This is a genomic window from Pseudomonas sp. R76, assembly GCF_009834565.1.
Lineage (GTDB): Bacteria > Pseudomonadota > Gammaproteobacteria > Pseudomonadales > Pseudomonadaceae > Aquipseudomonas.
Window position 1 is genome coordinate 2,577,570 of sequence record NZ_CP019428.1, and the last position, 16,776, is coordinate 2,594,345.

Consider the following 16,776-nt stretch of genomic DNA (forward strand, 5'->3'; position numbering starts at 1 on the left):
GGGCGTTCCTTGTCGGTCAGGCGAAGGTGTATCGGCTTAAGGGCAGGCTGCGAATACGCTGGCCGGTCAGGTGCGCCACCGCATTGGCCACGGCCGGCGCCACGGCGGGCAGCGGCGGTTCGCCGATGCCACCCATTTTTTCACCACTCTCGACGATCTTGACGTGCACCTGCGCCATCCGCGACAGGGGCAGAATCGGGTACAGGTCGTAGTTACGCGCCCGTGGCTTGCCGTCCACGTACACCGCTTCCTCCAACAAGGTTTGCGACAGGCCCAAGGCCACCGCGCCATTCACCTGCGCTTCAACAATGGCCGGGTTGACGATGCTGCCCGGGTCGATGGCTTCCCAGATATGGTGCACCTTGACCTGGCCGTTCTCGATCGACACTTCGGCGACGACTGCCGCCTGCGAGCCGAACGGCGAGGCCATGGCCACGCCACGTGCGCGTCGGCTGCCGTCTTCGGCGGTGTACGGGCCACGTTTCCAGCCACCGGACAACTCGCCCACCGCTTGCAACAGCGTGGTCAGCCGTTTGTTGTCGCGCAGCAGGTGCAGGCGCAACTCGTACGGGTCGTGGCCGCCTTTGTCGGCCAGTTCATCGAGGAACGCTTCGTAGAAGAAGTCGTTCAGCGAATTGCCCACCGAACGCCAGTAGCCGAGCATGGGCGCGCCTTTGACGTAGATCTGCGCGATGCGTTTATTGGGAATCGCGTAGGACTTGCCCGACAGCCCTTCAAGGGCCGTTGGGTCGAGCTTTTCGCCCTGTTTGCCGGCGATGGCTTCAGACGGACCTTCGGTGGCACTCACCGCCTCAATCGCCACCGGCAAGCCTTGCGCATCCAGTGCAGCGCGGAACTTGACCACAGCGACCGGGCGCAGCACATCACGCAGAAACTCTTCTTCACGGCTCCAGATCAGCTTGACCGGGCGGCCCACCGCCTTGGCCAGTGCGATGGCCTGCGGGTAAGGGTTGGCCGAGTCATACAGGAAGTGTCGGCCGAAAAAGCCGCCGAGCAGCGGCGAGTGCAGGGTGATTTTTGCGGGATCGAGGCCGGTGCGCTTGGCGATGTCGGCGCGGAACATGTCCGGCGCCTGGTTGGGCAGCCAGACGTCCAGCGAGCCGTCAGGGTTGAAGCGGGCCAGCGCCGACGGCGGCTCCAGCTGCGCGTGGTTGAGGTACTGGTTATGGTAGGTGGCTTCGACCTTGGTTTTGGCGTTGGCCAGCGTGCCGGCCACGTCGCCTTCGTTCTCGTCGTCACGCGCCGGGCCTTGCTGGGCGGCGAGGAAGTCGCGGTACTTGTCGCTGGAAAAATCCGCCGGCATCGCGCGTACGGTGGAATCGGCGGCGGCTTCCAGCCACTCCACCTGGATCGCTTCCACGGCGCGCTTGGCGTGCCACCAGCGTTCGGCCACCACGGCCACGGCGCCGGGCAATTGATGCACCGAGTGCACGCCTTTCATGGCCTCCACTTGTGCCTGGTTGCGCAGGCTGCCCACGGTCATGCCCAGGCGGGGCGCATGCTGGACGGCGGCGTGGAGCATGCCGTCGACTTTAAGGTCGATGCTGTATTGCGCCTTGCCGGTGGATTTGTCGTACGCATCCAGGCGTTTGACCGGTTTGCCGATCCAGCGGAACTGGCTCGGGTCGCGCAGCGTGATGGTGGCCGGGTCGGGCACCGGCATGTCGAGGGCGCGGCCGGCCAACTCGCCGTAGCCCAGCGAACGGCCGGACGCGGTGTGCACCACGCGGCCGGGTTGCGTGGTCAGTTCGGCCACGGGCACACCCAACTGCTCGGCGCCTGCCTGCAGCAGCATGGCGCGCGCGAGGGCGCCAAGGCGGCGCATGACCGGGTAGCTCATGCGCACCGACATGCTGCCGCCGGTGATGCGCATGCCGTTTTCCATCACCACGTACGCATCACCAGGCGGCGCGGCCTCGACCACGAAGGTGGCGGGGTCGGCGTCCAATTCTTCACCGACAATCTGCGCCATGGCCGTGTGGGTGCCCTGGCCGCCTTCCATAAAGGGGCTGAGCAGGCGCACGCTGCCGTCGGGGCGAATCTCCAGAAACGCCGGCACCTGGGTGCCGCGTTCTGCCGCCGCGTTCGTGGCGGCGTACACCCTTGGTGAGCCCAGCGGCAGGCCAAAACCGATCACCAGCGCGCCCACGGCGGTGCTGGCCAGAAAGTGGCGGCGCGACAGGTTGACCGGCTCGCTCAGGGGCGCGTCAAAGAATCCCTTGGGTGTGTTCATCAGACGCGCTCCTTGGCCAAATCATGCACGGCGGTGCGGATCGCGTTATAGGTGCCGCAACGGCACAGGTTGATCATTGCCGCCTCGATCTGCGCATCGCTGGGCGCCGGGGTGTGCTTGAGCAGCGCGGTGGCCGCCATCACCTGCCCGGACTGGCAGTAACCGCACTGCGCCACCTGATGCTCAACCCAGGCCGCGACCACGCGCTTGCCGACGTCGTCGGCCTCAATCGCTTCAATGGTAGTGATCTCGCGCCCGACCACACCCGACACCGGCGTGACGCAGGAGCGCACCACGTTGCCGTCCACCAGCACCGAACAGGCGCCGCACTGGGCCAGCCCGCAGCCGTACTTGGTGCCGGTCATCCCCAAGTCATCGCGGATTACCCACAGCAGCGGCGTATCGGCGTCGGCGTCGACTTGATAGGCCTTTTGGTTAATGCGTAGCTCCATGACTCACCTGCTTATCATCGGTTGGTGTGGCTTTTTTATAATTGCCAGGCGATTGGTCGCCCATCGTTGAACTCTAGACCACGGCGCAACGCCTATCGATCCGGTTATCGATAAGTCGGAGGATTAGGCAAGTATTCGACAGGATTGCACCACTGCGCAGGCGTTCCAGCCTGTAGGCCTTTGCTGAACTGAGCCTGCGCGCCGCACTTTTTTTCATTCTCCTGATCTATCCCTGTCACGACCGCGCTCATTCTGCGCGTGGACAGCAGCCAGACCCGGTGCCGATGGATCGAACGTTTATAGCTTTTATCAGCCGATGGCCGCTGCTGTTTGCAGCGGTGTTTATGCTCTACGCGAGCGGTTGCAGCCAGCAGCAGAGCCGCGACATCGCCAGGCAGTTCAGCGATGGCAAACCCGATGGATTCTTCCAGACCAGCGTAGATCGCATGGCCACCTTAAGCATGCGCGACAACCTGAAAAGCCTGTACCTGCTGATGAACAAGCTCTACCTGCGCAACCCCAACCAGTGGCGGCAATCGGGTTACCCGGATGCGGTGAGTGCCGCGCGGGAAATCCGCCAGGCCATCGAGAACCGTCAACCTTTGCCGGCCTTGGGCGACCGTCGCGACCTGGTTGCACTGAGCTATTCATTGAGCCCGGACTTTCGTGGCGACCGGGTCGGGGCGTTTATCTATGCCATCGGCAGCATGATCGTGACCGCACACGGCGGTCGCACTCAGTTCTATATAACCGACTCAATCAACCCGCAATTTGTCAGCAATGCTGCGCGCAATATCGAGAAAGCCACCTGGCTGCTCAGCCAGCGCCAGGACGCCAATGGCGTCTTGCTGCTGTTCTCCAACGAGATATCGGGGGAGGGCAGCAACCTCAGCTTTGCCGTTGAGTTCGGCAAAGTGGTCGCGCGCCTCGACCTGCTCGCCCAGATGCTCGACGAACGCTACCGGCGCGTCGCGCTCAATTACGCGCAGAGCTTGCTGTTGATGAATTTTTTGCCGGTGCAGTGAGGGGCGCCAGTGCCGCTGGGCGACTGGGCTAAACGCTTCGGACGGGCTCCATCGCTTTTTTTGGTCACCACGGGCAAACACGCACAACGCCAAATGGGTGCGGCATCTCTCTTTCCTGTGTAGGAAGTGGCCTATCTTGTATCCCTCCGCTTGAAACACCCTCCGGTCGGCAATAGCCTCGGACTTTTCCTAACGAAGAGTGCCTACCTTGGGTAAGCGAAAAACGGTTTGGCCGACTGACCGCGAAGTTCGCCTGCGATTTATTCTCTTCGCGGTGATCGATGCAGCGAGTGCCCAGGGTGCTCCCGCCGAGTTGCTTCTACCCGCACACAAAATGCTGCGCGACTCGCCGACAGAGGCGCAATTACGCGACACCCTCGCTGGCATTCTGGCCTGCGATGAAATGCACGGATTCAGATTCTCACCAGGGTCTGAGGCGGATGATCTGATGCAAGCGCTGTTGATCAACGTGGATTAAACAGATGACCCCGGTCCGACACTGTTGTGGGAAGGGTCCGGTCCGTTAATAAGGCGTGACTTGATCGGCGTGCTTGCCTTCCCATCACTGTTCGCGTGCTGGCCCAGGCCTTCCACGCCCCCGAATTCCAAGGACCTGCCCATGCTGTTGCGCCAACCTCCGCTGTTTTTTGCCGCCCTGACCCTCAGTTCACTGGTACACGCCGAGGAACTCGAATTGGCGCCGGTCGAGGTCACCAGCAGCGAAGCCAGCGCCGGCGAGGTGGCCCAGGCGCAACTCAACAGCGTGCCCGGTGGCACCAATTACATCGACATGAGCAGCGTGCAGCAGGGGCGCGTGAGCACCAACGAAGATGTGTTCAAGTACCAGGCCGGGGTGTACGCCAAGGCGGCGAACAATGAGGGCGTGAAACTCTCGATCCGCGGTTCGGGCTTGAACCGCAGCCCAGGCGCCCACGCCTCCGGCCTGTATGAAATGTTCGACGGCTTGCCGCTGACCGGCCGCGGTGGCACGCCTTATGAGCTGAAAGACCCGCTGTGGCAAAGCCGCGTTGAAGTGCTGCGCGGCGCCAACGGTTTTGATCAGGGCGCGCTGGCTTTGGGCGGCTCGGTCAACTACGTGACCCATACCGGCTATGACGCGCCCAAGCTGCAGGTGCGTTATGAAGCGGGCAGTCGCGGTTACGCCCAACGCGAGATCAGCTCCGGCCAGGTGCTGGGCGATGCCGACTATTACATCAGCCTGACCGACTCGGAATCCGACGGTTACCAGCACCAGAGCGCCGGCACCGGCAAGGGCGTGGCGGCCAACTTCGGCTACCGTTTCAAACCGGACCTGGAGACGCGCTTCTATTTTCGCTACCGCGAAACCACCAACGACACCCCCGGCAAGCTGACGCGCTACCAGATCCGCCATGACCCAACGGCCGCCAACAGCCTCAACGCTGCCCGCGATTCAAAACGCCTGCAACCCGGCTCGACCTGGCTCGCCAACAAGACCACCTTGCAGCTCGATGACAATTCCCGCGTCGAAGTCGGCCTGGCGTATCACGATTACCCGATGGACCTGCGCGAAGGCACCAACCGTCTCAAAGTCGCCTACACCGACGTGAGTGGCACGCTGAACTACATCCGTCAGGACAGTCTGTTCGGTCACGACAGCAAAACCACGCTTGGCCTGCGCACCACCCAGGCGATGCCGAATAATGGCGCTTCTGAATATGTGCGCACACCTGCCGGCAATACCGCAGGCTATGCCCCCGGCACCAAAACCCGCGACTACAGCTACCTGGGTTCCGACACCGTGCTGCACATCGGCAACGACCTGGAACTGGTCCCGGATTTGTGGCTGACCACCGGCCTGGCCGCCATCTACACGCGCCGCGAAACCCAAGTGACCTACCCCGAAGGCCAGGCGCCACTCAGCCAGCACGATTGGGATTACGCCCCGCGCATCGGCCTGCGTTATGACTTCACCCCGCAATTGCAGGTCTATGGCAACCTGAGCCGCTCGGTCGAGCCGCCGCATGCGTGGTCGATGATCTGGGGTTCCAACAAGTACTTTCCCAAAAACAGTGGCCCGGCCACAGGGTTGCAACGCGAAGGCGTGAGCCTGCGCAATCAGACCGCCACGACGTTGGAAGTCGGCGGCCGAGGCGAGCAGTGGTTCGGCCAATGGGACCTGGCGCTGTACCGCTCCGAAGTGCGCCACGAATTGCTCACGGTGGAAACCCAAGCGCAAACCGCCACCAGCAATGCAATTTTCGCCGAAGCCAACGCCAGCCCCACCGTGCACCAAGGTGTGGAACTGAGCCTGCTCAGCCCGTTGTGGGAGGGCGGGCGCAACGGCCAGCTCGCCTTGCGCCAGGCCTACACTTACAGCGATTTCCACTACCGTGACGACGACCGTTTCGGCGACAACACCTTGCCGGGCATTCCCAAGCATTATTACCAGGCGCAACTGCGCTACAGCCACCCGACGGGTTTCTACACCAGCCTCAACACCGAGCATTCCTCGCGCGTGGCGGTGGACTACGCCAATTCCTACTACGCGGCGGCGTACACCACGCTGGGCGCCACCTTCGGCTACGACGCGCCGAAACAGGACTGGCAAGCCTGGGTGGATGTGCGCAACCTCACCAATCGGCGCTATGCCAATACGGTGACACCGAGTTATGACGACAAGGGCTTGGATGGGGCGAGGTCCACGCCTGCCGATGGGCGGGGCATTTATACCGGTGTCTCTTGGAGCTGGCGCTGAGCCGGCCAACAACTGGAACACAGAGAGGAGCAATTGTGGGAGCTGGCTTGCCTGCGATGAAATCACCACGGTGTAACTGACCCACCGAGTTGCCTGCATCGCAGGCAAGCCAGCTCCCACACAAGCCAGTCTCCCCATTCAACCGGCTTCGTCTGCAAATCTGCATTTCTTCAGCAAACAGCATCCGGGCCTGCCTGGGCACCTCTTGCCCCCACACCGTTTTACTGGCATTGTTCGCGCAATTGGTAATATTTACCATTTGAGAAGTTTTTGCGCATGCATGACATTCCGGCCGCGCCGGGCGATTGCGCCCGTCAGCAGACCCTCACGGCAATGTACAGCGAGCACCACGGCTGGTTGCACGGCTGGCTGCGCAAAAAACTCGGCTGTTCCCAGTACGCCGCCGACCTGGCCCACGACGCGTTCATCCGCGTCTTGATGCTCGCCGAGCCCCAAGCCATCAAGGAACCCCGCGCCTTTCTCGCCACCACGGCCGGGCGCCTGCTGATTGATGGGGCGCGTCGACGGCGCATCGAAAGGGCCTACATGGACGCCCTGGTGCTCCAATGCGAAGACGCCAGCATGCCCGACCCGGCGGCGGTGCATGTGGCGCTGCAAGCCCTGGAGCGCATCGCCGAAATGCTCGCCGGCCTGCCCGCGAAAACCCGTGAAGCGTTCCTCTTGAGTCGCCTCGACGGGCTGACCTACAGCGAAATCGCCGCGTGCCTGGACGTGTCTTCCAGCACCGTCAAAAACTACATCGCCACCGCCCTGGTGCATTGCTACCACAGCCTGCATGTGTCGGACCCGCTGTCGTGAACACCGAACACATCATCCAGCAAGCAGCAAATTGGCTGACGCGGCTGCACGACGAAGACGTCAGCGAGGCCGACCGCCATGCCTTTCACACTTGGTGCCAGGCCGACCCACGCCACGCCGTGGCCATCGAACGCATGCGCGTGCTCTGGGACCATTTCGATGCCTTGCCCGCGCAACCGGCGCGCATTGCCCTCAATCGCGCTTTCGCCCCACAACGCTCGCGCGGCGTACAGGTGCTGGGTTTGCTCGGCGTATTGCTCTGCGGCTGGGTCGGCCTGGAGCGCGCGCCGGTGTGGATGGCCGACCAGCGCACCGGCGTCGGCGAGCGCCGCCAAATCGCCCTCGAAGACGGCAGCCGGTTGCAGCTCAACAGCAATTCGGCGGTCGATGTGAAATTCGATGGCCACCAGCGTGTGATCGAGTTGCTGCAAGGCGAGCTGTGGGTCGAGGTGGCCAAGGATGCGCAACGGCCTTTCGTGGTGCGCACCGACCAAGGCACGGCCACGGCACTGGGCACGCGTTACCTGGTCAAGCGCGCGGCGGATGGCAGCACCGTGGTCACAGTGATTGAGTCCGGCGTGGCGGTCAAAGGCGAGGGCGCAGAAGGCGTCAAGGTCGCCGCCGGCCAGCGCTCGGTTCTCGAGCATGGCCGCGCCCGGCCGCCACAAGCGATTGGCAACACCGACCCCGACGCGTGGACGCGGGGCTTGCTCAAGGTCAACGACCAGCCCTTGAGTGACGTGCTGCAAACCCTGGCCGGCTACCGCCATGGCCTGGTGCGTTTCGATGCGCAAGCGCTGAAAGACCTGCGCGTGTCCGGCGTGTTCAAGCTCGACGACACCGCCGCCGCGCTCGCGGCCCTCGCCGACAACCTGCCGATTCAGGTGGAGTACTTCACCGACTTGCTGGTGGTGGTCAAGCCGCGCTAGCTCAGCGTTCGTGCTGGCGCAGGCGCTTGTACAGGGTATTGCGGCTCACGCCCAATTCCCGCGCCAAGTGGGAAATATTCCCGCCAGCCGCCTTCAAGCGTTGCGTCAAATCGAGGTCATCTTGCAGGCACTCGCGGTTCGGCGAGGGCGCTGCCACCTGTAAGTCCACGAAAAAATCATCCGGCAGATGCTCCGGGCGCACCGGCTGTTCCTCGGCCATCGCCAGCGCCACCTGCAACACGCTGCTGACCTGGCGCAGATTCCCCGGCCACGGGTGTTGCTCGAACAACGCCAGCACCTCACTGCTCAGCCCGGCCCACTGGGTCGGCTCGCGGTGCTGCTGCCATAGCTGCTGGAACAGCGCCTGTTTGTCGGTGCGTTCGCGCAACGGCGGCAGCTCCAGGGTCAGGCCGCCGATGCGGTAATACAAATCCTCGCGAAAGCGCCCGGCCTGCACCCATTCGCGTAGCGCGCGGTTGGTGGCGGAGATGATCCGCAAGTCCACCGGGAACACCTCGCTGCTGCCCACCGGTTGCACGCAGCGTTCCTGTAGCACCCGCAGCAGACGGGCCTGGGTCGGCAGTGGCATGTCGCCGATTTCATCGAGAAACAGTGTGCCTTTGTCGGCCTTGCGGATCAGGCCGATGCTGCCTTTCTGATTGGCGCCGGTGAAGGCGCCTTTTTCATAGCCAAACAGCTCCGATTCCACCAGCTCTGCCGGAATCGCCGCACAGTTCACCGCGATAAACGCCTGCGCGCTGCGCGAACTGGCCTGATGCAGGGCTTTGACGAACACTTCTTTGCCTACGCCGGTCTCGCCGTGGATCAGCAGCGGAATGTCCTTTTCCAACAGGCGCTCGGCCTGGCGCACGGCTTTTTCCACACGCGCATCACCAAAATGCAGGCTCTTGAGGCTGATCGAGGCGGGTTTTACCGCCCCCGGTTTGGCGGGCTTGGGCTCGCTGAAAACCCGCGCCTGCACCGGCATCTTCTTCGGGCGTTTCAATAAACACTGAAACCGATTGCGACCCGCCGCCTGCAGCGAAAACGGCAAACCTTCCGGTTGATTCAGCAACTCCAGCAACGACACCTTGAACAAACTGTCGATCAGCACCCGCGACAAACTGATGCCCAGCAGGTTGTCTGCGCGGCGGTTGGCCGACAGCACCTGGCCGCTCTCATCAAAAATCAGCAGGCCGGCCCATTGGCTGTCGAGGTTGTTCAGGCCGGTGTTGAAGGTCAGTTGGAAATGCTCGCCGCGAAACAGGTTGAGGATCAGCCGGTTTTCCACGGTCTGGCTCATCATCTTGACCATGCCCAAGGTGTGGGAGGGCGGCAAATAGCTGTCGCTGGACACATCCAGCACCGCGATGATTTCGCGCTGGGCATCGAAGATTGGCGCCGCCGAGCCGGTCATGAAACGGTTGGCCTTGAGGAAGTGTTCGTCGTGCTCGATATGCACCGCCTGGGCACAGGCCAATGCGGTGCCGATCGCATTGGTGCCGCTGCTGCGCTCCCGCCAACTGGCGCCGGCGCTGAAACCCCGCGCCAGTTTCGGTTCGATAAACCGCTGGGTGCCCCACGACGTCAGCACCTGGCCCTGGTTGTCGGCCAGCATGATCAGGCAGTTGGAATTGCTCAGGATGTTTTCGTAGTAGGGCAGCACTTCCTGGTGTGTGGTCTGCACCAGTGAATGCTGGCTTTCGAGCAATTGGCTGATGCCCTCGGCGGGCAGTTGGTCAAAGCTGGGGGCGCTCTGGTGATCCAGGCCAAAGGCGCGGCAACGGCGCCAGGAATCCTGAATAAGGGTGTCGTGAGCCAAGGGTTCGGCCATGGGGGCGACCTTCTTTTTATTGTTTTGGGGCTGGCACAATCTGGCTGAAGAAACACGGTCGAAATGTGGGAGCGGGCTTGCTCGCGAATGCGGTGGGTCAGTCAATACAGATGTCGACTGTTCTACCGCATTCGCGAGCAAGCCCGCTCCCACCTTTGATCTGTGTCGCCCATCAATTGTTGTTCAGAACTGTTCATTGTCAACCCCGACCTGTTCAGGTGTTCAAGCACAGTGTTCACTCTTGAACAGCGCCAGGACCCTGTTTCCTTCTGGATCAAGCCCTTGCAGGTTTGGCACGAAACTCGCTCTGCTGAATGGCCAGATTCATTCCAATAATAAAAAGGGCGTGTCATGTCATTGACCCTGGAACATGTCTCCCGCGTCGTCGAAGGCCAGACCTGGATCGACGACGCCAACCTGCGTTTCGAAGCCGGTTCCTTCAACGTATTGCTCGGCCGCACGCTGTCCGGCAAGACCAGCCTGATGCGCCTGATGGCCGGCCTGGACAAGCCCGACAGCGGGCGCATCCTGATGAACGGTGTGGATGTCACCCACAAGCCGGTGCGCCTGCGCAACGTGTCGATGGTCTACCAGCAGTTCATCAATTACCCGACCATGACCGTGTTCGAGAACATCGCCTCGCCGTTGCGCCAGGCCGGTGTGTCCAACGAGCTGATCCAGAGCAAGGTGCTCGAAACCGCAAAAATGCTGCGCATCGAGAAATTCCTCCAGCGCCACCCGCTGGAGCTGTCCGGTGGCCAGCAGCAACGTACGGCCATGGCCCGCGCGCTGGTCAAAGACGCCGAGCTGATCCTGTTCGATGAGCCGCTGGTGAACCTGGACTACAAACTGCGCGAAGAACTGCGTCAGGAAATGCGCGAGCTGTTCAAGGCGCGCCACACCATCGCTATCTACGCCACCACCGAACCCAACGAAGCCCTGGCCCTCGGCGGCACCACCACGATTCTGCATGAGGGCCGGGTGATCCAGAGTGGCAAGGCCGCCGAGGTGTACCACCAGCCGCAGACCGTGCTGGCCGCCGAGCTGTTTTCCGAGCCGCCGATCAACCTGATGCCGGGCCGTATCAGCGGCAATGAAGTGAGTTTCGCCAACTTCGTGCACTTCCCGCTCAACGTCGACCTGCGCCCCATCGGCGAGGGCGAGTTCCGCTTTGGCGTGCGCCCCAGCCATATCAGCCTGGTGCCGAGCAACGACGATGACCTGGAGCTGGCCGTGACGGTGGAAGTCGCCGAGATCAGCGGTTCGGAAACCTTCCTGCACGTGCGCAGCGAGCACTTCCTGCTGGTGCTGCACCTGCCGGGGGTGCACGAGTACGACGTCGATGCGCCGATCCGCGTGTATATCCCCACCCATAAACTGTTTGTGTTCGATGGCCAGGGCCGCTTGGTCCAGGCCCCTGGGCGCCGTGTTGCGAGGGTTGCCTGATGGCCGAAATCCATTTGCAGAACCTCGCCCATAGCTATAGCCCTACGCCGAACGGTCCGGAGGACTACGCGATCCGGGCAATGAACCACGTGTGGGAGCAGGGCGGCGCCTACGCCTTGCTCGGGCCGTCGGGGTGCGGCAAGTCAACCTTGCTGAATATCATCTCTGGCCTGCTCAGCCCTTCTGAAGGTCAGGTGTTGTTCGACCACAAGGTGGTCAACGAACTCACCCCGGAACGCCGCAACATCGCCCAGGTGTTCCAGTTCCCGGTGGTGTACGACACCATGACGGTGTTCGACAACCTGGCCTTTCCGCTACGTAACCAAGGCATGGCCGAGGCGAAAATTCACAGCAAAGTGCAGGAAATCGCCGAAGTCCTCGACCTGCAAAACCTGCTGAGCAAAAAGGCGCGCAACCTCACCGCCGACGAAAAACAGAAAGTCTCCATGGGCCGTGGCCTGGTGCGTGACGACGTGTCGGCGATCCTCTTCGACGAGCCGCTGACGGTCATCGACCCGCACCTGAAGTGGAAACTGCGGCGCAAGCTCAAGCAGATTCACGAGCAGTTCAACATCACCATGGTCTACGTGACCCACGACCAGCTCGAAGCCTCGACCTTCGCCGACAAGATCGCGGTGATGTACGGCGGGCAGATCGTGCAGTTCGGCACGCCGCGCGAGTTGTTCGAGCGGCCGAGCCATACCTTTGTCGGCTATTTCATTGGCAGCCCGGGGATGAACCTGATCGAGGTGCAAGCCGAGGCGGGCGGGGTGCGTTTTGCCGGCACGCTGCTGCCGTTGTCCGAGGCCTTGCAGCAACGCTTGCGCGAGACGGGCTACAAGAAGCTGCAGGTCGGCATCCGCCCGGAATTTATCCACGTGTGGGACGAGTACAACCCCGACGCGCTGCAGGCCGATGTCACTCACGTCGAAGACCTCGGCACCTACAAGATCATGACCCTCAACCTCGACGGTGCGCCGCTGAAAGTGCGCCTGGCCGAAGACAAGCCAGTGCCCGAGGGTAAGGCGTCTATCAGCTTTCCCGCGCAATGGCTGATGGTCTACGCCGACGATTACCTGCTGGAGGTGCAGCCATGAACAAGGTGCAGAACAACAAGGCCTGGTGGCTGGTGTTGCCGGTGTTTTTGCTGGTGGCGTTCAGTGCGGTGATCCCGATGATGACGGTGGTCAACTACTCGGTGCAGGACATTTTCGACCAGTCCAGTCGCTACTTCGTCGGCGCCGACTGGTACAAGCAGGTGCTGCTCGACCCGCGCTTGCACGACTCATTACTGCGCCAGTTCATCTACTCGGCCTGCGTACTGTTGATCGAAATTCCGCTGGGTATCGCCATCGCCCTGACCATGCCGACCAAAGGCCGCTGGTCCTCGCTGGTGCTGATTATCCTGGCGATTCCGCTGCTGATTCCGTGGAACGTGGTGGGCACCATCTGGCAGATTTTCGGGCGGGCCGACATCGGTTTGCTCGGTTCAAGCCTCAACGCCATGGGCATCAATTACAACTACGCGGCCAACACCATGGACGCCTGGGTCACCGTGCTGGTGATGGACGTGTGGCACTGGACCTCGCTGGTGGCGCTGCTGTGTTACTCGGGGCTGCGGGCGATTCCGGACGTGTACTACCAGGCCGCGCGGATTGATCGGGCATCGGCCTGGGCGGTGTTCCGACATATCCAGTTGCCGAAGATGAAAAGCGTGCTGCTGATCGCGGTGATGCTGCGGTTTATGGACAGTTTCATGATTTACACCGAGCCCTTTGTGCTCACGGGTGGCGGGCCGGGTAACGCCACTACCTTCCTCAGTCAGACCTTGACCCAGATGGCTGTCGGCCAATTCGACCTGGGCCCGGCGGCGGCGTTTTCCCTGGTGTATTTCCTGATCATCCTGTTGGTGTCCTGGCTGTTCTACACCGCCATGACCCACTCCGACGCCAACCGCTGAGGCCGCCAACATGAGCAAGCGCAAGCTAATCCCCTTACTCATCTACATCCTGTTTCTGCTGGTGCCGATCTACTGGCTGCTGAACATGTCCTTCAAGAGCAACACCGAAATCCTCGGCGGGCTCACGCTGTTTCCGCAGGATTTCACCCTGGCCAACTACAAGGTGATCTTCACCGACCCAAGCTGGTACAGCGGCTACATCAACTCGCTGTACTACGTGAGTTTGAACACGGTGATTTCCCTGAGCGTGGCATTGCCGGCGGCGTATGCCTTCTCGCGCTACCGCTTCCTGGGTGACAAGCACCTGTTCTTCTGGCTGCTGACCAACCGCATGGCGCCGCCGGCGGTGTTCCTGCTGCCGTTTTTCCAGCTGTATTCGTCCATTGGCTTGTTCGATACGCACATCGCCGTGGCCCTGGCCCATTGCCTGTTCAACGTGCCGCTGGCGGTGTGGATTCTGGAAGGCTTCATGTCCGGCGTGCCGAAGGAAATCGACGAAACCGCCTACATCGACGGCTATAGCTTTCCCAAGTTCTTCGTGAAGATTTTCATCCCGCTGATCGGTTCCGGCATCGGTGTGACGGCGTTTTTCTGCTTCATGTTTTCCTGGGTCGAGCTGCTGCTGGCGCGCACCCTGACCTCGGTCAACGCCAAGCCCATTGCGGCGGTGATGACCCGCACGGTCTCGGCGTCGGGTATCGATTGGGGCGTGCTGGCGGCGGCGGGGGTGTTGACCATCCTGCCCGGCATGCTGGTGATCTGGTTTGTTCGCAACCACGTGGCCAAGGGCTTTGCCCTCGGCCGGGTCTGAGGAGTCGATGATGGAATGGATGGCCTGGACCACCCCCACCGCGTTGTTCTTTGCGGCCATTGGCCTGCTGCTGGCAGGCATGACCACCTGGGAACTGCGCTCGCCGAGCATCCCTCGGCGCGGCTTTTTGCCGATCAGCACCACCCGTGGTGATCGCTTGTTTATCGGTCTTCTCGGCAGCGCCTACCTGCATTTATTGGTGATCGGCGTAACCGACTGGAGCATCTGGGTGGCGTCCGCGCTGTCCCTGGTGTGGCTGTTGTGTGTGATGCGTTGGGGCTAGTGCTCCGTGAATAAACCACCAGGAGGTCTCTATGTTGAATAAAAACAATAAGCTGCGACATAGCATTTCATTGGCCGCCGTACTGGCCCTCAGCGGTTTGAGCGCCACGGCCTGGGCCGATGCGTATGAAGATGCGGCGAAAAAATGGATCGGCAGCGAGTTCAAACCGTCCACTCTCACCGAAGCCCAGCAGCTCGAAGAGTTGAAGTGGTTTATCAAGGCGGCCGAACCGTTCCGTGGGATGAAGATCAACGTGGTGTCAGAAACCCTCACCACCCACGAGTACGAATCCAAGGTGCTGGCCAAGGCCTTCAGCGAAATCACCGGGATCAAGCTGACCCACGATTTGCTGCAGGAAGGCGACGTGGTGGAAAAGCTGCAAACCCAGATGCAGTCCGACAAGAACATCTATGACGGCTGGGTCAACGATTCCGACTTGATCGGTACGCACTTTCGCTATGGCAAGACCGAATCGATCACCGACCTGATGGCCAATGAAGGCAAGGACTTCACCTCGCCGACCCTGGATATCAAGGACTTTATCGGCATCTCCTTCACCACCGCGCCGGACGGCAAGATCTACCAACTGCCCGACCAGCAGTTCGCCAACCTCTACTGGTTCCGCGCCGACTGGTTCGAGCGCGCGGACCTGAAAGCCAAGTTCAAGGAAAAATACGGCTATGACCTCGGCGTGCCGGTGAACTGGTCGGCCTACGAAGACATCGCCAAATTCTTCAGCGAAGACGTCAAGGAAATCGACGGCAAGCGTATTTATGGGCACATGGACTACGGCAAAAAAGACCCGTCCCTGGGCTGGCGCTTCACCGATGCCTGGTTCTCCATGGCCGGTGGCGGCGACAAGGGCCTGCCCAACGGTTTGCCGGTGGACGAGTGGGGCATTCGCGTGGAGGACTGCCACCCGGTGGGCTCCAGCGTCACCCGTGGCGGCGACACCAACGGCCCGGCGGCGGTATTCGCCACGCAGAAATACGTGGACTGGATGAAAGCCTACGCGCCACCGGAAGCGGCGGGCATGACCTTCTCCGAATCCGGCCCGGTGCCGTCCCAGGGCAACATCGCCCAGCAGATCTTCTGGTACACCGCGTTTACCGCCGACATGACCAAGCCAGGCCTGCCGGTGGTAAACGCCGACGGCACGCCGAAGTGGCGCATGGCGCCATCGCCGGTCGGGCCGTATTGGGAAAAGGGCATGAAGAAGGGTTATCAGGACGTGGGTTCCTGGACCTTCCTCAAGTCGACGCCTGAGAAGCAAAAACTCGCGGCCTGGTTGTACGCGCAGTTCGTGACCTCAAAAACCGTGTCGCTGAAGAAAACTATCGTTGGCCTGACGCCGATTCGCGAGTCCGACATCAACTCCCAGGCCATGACCGACCTGGCGCCGAAACTCGGTGGCCTGGTCGAGTTCTACCGCAGCCCGGCCCGCGTCGAATGGACCCCGACCGGCACCAACGTGCCGGACTACCCACGTTTGGCGCAGCTGTGGTGGAGCAACATCGCCGCCGCCGCCAGCGGCGAGAAAACCCCGCAACAGGCGCTGGACAACCTGGCCAAGGAGCAGGACGCGATCATGACGCGCCTGGAACGCTCCAAGGTGCAACCGGTGTGTGGCCCGAAAATGAACCCCGAGCGTGATGCCCAGTACTGGTTCGACCAGCCGGGCGCGCCGAAGCCGAAACTGGCCAACGAGAAGCCGAAAGGCGAAACCGTGGCATATGGCGATTTGCTCAAGTCGTGGGAGGCGGCGCGTAAGTAAGCGCATTGGGTCGGAAAAAACGGCACTCAGGTGCCGTTTTTTTTGCTTGGAATACACACCTCAAAACCGACTCGGTCACCTGTGGGAGCTGGCTTGCCTGCGATGGCATCGGCTCGGTGCATCTGGCGTACCGAGTCGCCCGCATCGCAGGCAAGCCAGCTCCCACATTGTGATCGCTGTTGTTTGTGGGATCTGTGGCACTGGCGGATTCAGAAGCCAACACCGCTCTTCCCGACAGCAAAAATCCACTGTGGGAGTTGTCGAGCTTCAGCGAGGCTACGAAAGCGGTGGGTCGGGCGGCCTCTCTATTGGCAGTGCCGCCGTCTTCGCAGGCAAGCCAGCTCCCACATGTTGATCGCTGTTGTTTGTGGGATCTGTGGCACTGGCGGATTCAGAGGCCAACAACGCTCTTCCCGACAGCACAAATCCACTGTGGGAGTTGTCGAGCTCTA

At 61.7% G+C, this 16,776-nt stretch carries 14 protein-coding genes; 11 read left to right on the plus strand and 3 right to left on the minus strand.

Annotated features, from left to right (window positions below):
- Positions 1 to 16 precede the first annotated feature (16 nt).
- Together PspR76_RS11930 and PspR76_RS11935 are read right to left on the minus strand one after the other, a co-directional pair.
- Positions 17 to 2,254 carry a xanthine dehydrogenase family protein molybdopterin-binding subunit gene (locus PspR76_RS11930; RefSeq protein ID WP_159955407.1) on the minus strand — a complete coding sequence of 746 codons (2,238 nt, stop codon included), beginning with the start codon at positions 2,252 to 2,254 and terminating at the stop codon, positions 17 to 19.
- Positions 2,254 to 2,706 (minus strand): (2Fe-2S)-binding protein, encoded by a 453-nt coding sequence (locus PspR76_RS11935; RefSeq protein WP_159955409.1) that lies wholly within the window; start codon positions 2,704 to 2,706, stop codon positions 2,254 to 2,256. Before PspR76_RS11935 ends, PspR76_RS11930 begins: the two co-directional genes overlap by 1 nt.
- Positions 2,707 to 2,990: 284 nt before the next feature.
- Between PspR76_RS11935 and PspR76_RS11940 the strand changes: the two genes are divergently transcribed.
- The 5 genes from PspR76_RS11940 to PspR76_RS11960 all read left to right on the plus strand — a co-directional run bounded on the left by PspR76_RS11940 (position 2,991) and on the right by PspR76_RS11960 (position 8,216).
- Positions 2,991 to 3,731 (plus strand): hypothetical protein, encoded by a 741-nt coding sequence (locus tag PspR76_RS11940; protein ID WP_159955411.1) that lies wholly within the window; start codon positions 2,991 to 2,993, stop codon positions 3,729 to 3,731.
- Between the two features lie 208 nt (positions 3,732 to 3,939).
- A complete protein-coding gene (locus PspR76_RS11945) occupies positions 3,940 to 4,209 on the plus strand; it encodes a hypothetical protein (RefSeq protein ID WP_159955413.1) in 270 nt (89 codons plus the stop codon).
- A 141-nt stretch (positions 4,210 to 4,350) separates the two neighbouring features.
- Positions 4,351 to 6,468, plus strand: coding sequence for a TonB-dependent receptor family protein (locus tag PspR76_RS11950; protein ID WP_159955415.1), 2,118 nt, complete (start codon positions 4,351 to 4,353; stop codon positions 6,466 to 6,468).
- Positions 6,469 to 6,744: 276 nt separating this feature from the next.
- Entirely contained in the window at positions 6,745 to 7,287 is a 543-nt protein-coding gene (locus tag PspR76_RS11955) for a sigma-70 family RNA polymerase sigma factor (protein ID WP_159955417.1), read from the plus strand.
- On the plus strand, positions 7,284 to 8,216 hold the full coding sequence (locus PspR76_RS11960) for a FecR family protein (RefSeq protein ID WP_159955419.1): 933 nt from the start codon (positions 7,284 to 7,286) through the stop codon (positions 8,214 to 8,216). Before PspR76_RS11955 ends, PspR76_RS11960 begins: the two co-directional genes overlap by 4 nt.
- Before the next feature lies 1 nt (position 8,217).
- Here the strand turns inward: PspR76_RS11960 and PspR76_RS11965 are convergent, their stop codons facing one another.
- On the minus strand, positions 8,218 to 10,050 hold the full coding sequence (locus tag PspR76_RS11965) for a sigma-54-dependent Fis family transcriptional regulator (RefSeq protein WP_159955421.1): 1,833 nt from the start codon (positions 10,048 to 10,050) through the stop codon (positions 8,218 to 8,220).
- A gap of 351 nt (positions 10,051 to 10,401) precedes the next feature.
- Between PspR76_RS11965 and PspR76_RS11970 the strand changes: the two genes are divergently transcribed.
- From PspR76_RS11970 to PspR76_RS11995, 6 genes are read left to right on the plus strand one after another with little or no spacing between them, the layout of a single operon-like run.
- A complete protein-coding gene (locus PspR76_RS11970; RefSeq protein WP_124417045.1) occupies positions 10,402 to 11,496 on the plus strand; it encodes an ABC transporter ATP-binding protein in 1,095 nt (364 codons plus the stop codon).
- Positions 11,496 to 12,593 carry an ABC transporter ATP-binding protein gene (locus PspR76_RS11975; protein WP_159955423.1) on the plus strand — a complete coding sequence of 366 codons (1,098 nt, stop codon included), beginning with the start codon at positions 11,496 to 11,498 and terminating at the stop codon, positions 12,591 to 12,593. The genes PspR76_RS11970 and PspR76_RS11975 overlap by 1 nt, the downstream gene beginning before the upstream one ends.
- The gene (locus tag PspR76_RS11980) at positions 12,590 to 13,456 is read left to right on the plus strand and encodes a carbohydrate ABC transporter permease (protein ID WP_159955425.1); all 867 of its coding nucleotides are present in this window, start codon (positions 12,590 to 12,592) and stop codon (positions 13,454 to 13,456) included. The genes PspR76_RS11975 and PspR76_RS11980 overlap by 4 nt, the downstream gene beginning before the upstream one ends.
- A 10-nt stretch (positions 13,457 to 13,466) precedes the next feature.
- The gene (locus PspR76_RS11985; RefSeq protein ID WP_159955427.1) at positions 13,467 to 14,267 is read left to right on the plus strand and encodes a carbohydrate ABC transporter permease; all 801 of its coding nucleotides are present in this window, start codon (positions 13,467 to 13,469) and stop codon (positions 14,265 to 14,267) included.
- 10 nt (positions 14,268 to 14,277) lie between these two features.
- Positions 14,278 to 14,550, plus strand: a complete 273-nt coding sequence (locus tag PspR76_RS11990; RefSeq protein ID WP_159955429.1) for a DUF2160 domain-containing protein — start codon at positions 14,278 to 14,280, stop codon at positions 14,548 to 14,550.
- 31 nt (positions 14,551 to 14,581) lie between these two features.
- Positions 14,582 to 16,324 carry an ABC transporter substrate-binding protein gene (locus tag PspR76_RS11995; protein ID WP_159955431.1) on the plus strand — a complete coding sequence of 581 codons (1,743 nt, stop codon included), beginning with the start codon at positions 14,582 to 14,584 and terminating at the stop codon, positions 16,322 to 16,324.
- Positions 16,325 to 16,776 lie beyond the last annotated feature (452 nt).

Coding starts and splice junctions, on each gene's coding strand:
- PspR76_RS11930 (WP_159955407.1), bottom strand. CDS start 2,254: ATGAACACACCCAAGGGATTCTTTGACGCGCCCCTGAGCGAGCCGGTC.
- PspR76_RS11935 (WP_159955409.1), bottom strand. CDS start 2,706: ATGGAGCTACGCATTAACCAAAAGGCCTATCAAGTCGACGCCGACGCC.
- PspR76_RS11940 (WP_159955411.1), top strand. CDS start 2,991: ATGGATCGAACGTTTATAGCTTTTATCAGCCGATGGCCGCTGCTGTTT.
- PspR76_RS11950 (WP_159955415.1), top strand. CDS start 4,351: ATGCTGTTGCGCCAACCTCCGCTGTTTTTTGCCGCCCTGACCCTCAGT.
- PspR76_RS11955 (WP_159955417.1), top strand. CDS start 6,745: ATGCATGACATTCCGGCCGCGCCGGGCGATTGCGCCCGTCAGCAGACC.
- PspR76_RS11965 (WP_159955421.1), bottom strand. CDS start 10,050: ATGGCCGAACCCTTGGCTCACGACACCCTTATTCAGGATTCCTGGCGC.
- PspR76_RS11970 (WP_124417045.1), top strand. CDS start 10,402: ATGTCATTGACCCTGGAACATGTCTCCCGCGTCGTCGAAGGCCAGACC.
- PspR76_RS11975 (WP_159955423.1), top strand. CDS start 11,496: ATGGCCGAAATCCATTTGCAGAACCTCGCCCATAGCTATAGCCCTACG.
- PspR76_RS11980 (WP_159955425.1), top strand. CDS start 12,590: ATGAACAAGGTGCAGAACAACAAGGCCTGGTGGCTGGTGTTGCCGGTG.
- PspR76_RS11985 (WP_159955427.1), top strand. CDS start 13,467: ATGAGCAAGCGCAAGCTAATCCCCTTACTCATCTACATCCTGTTTCTG.
- PspR76_RS11990 (WP_159955429.1), top strand. CDS start 14,278: ATGGAATGGATGGCCTGGACCACCCCCACCGCGTTGTTCTTTGCGGCC.
- PspR76_RS11995 (WP_159955431.1), top strand. CDS start 14,582: ATGTTGAATAAAAACAATAAGCTGCGACATAGCATTTCATTGGCCGCC.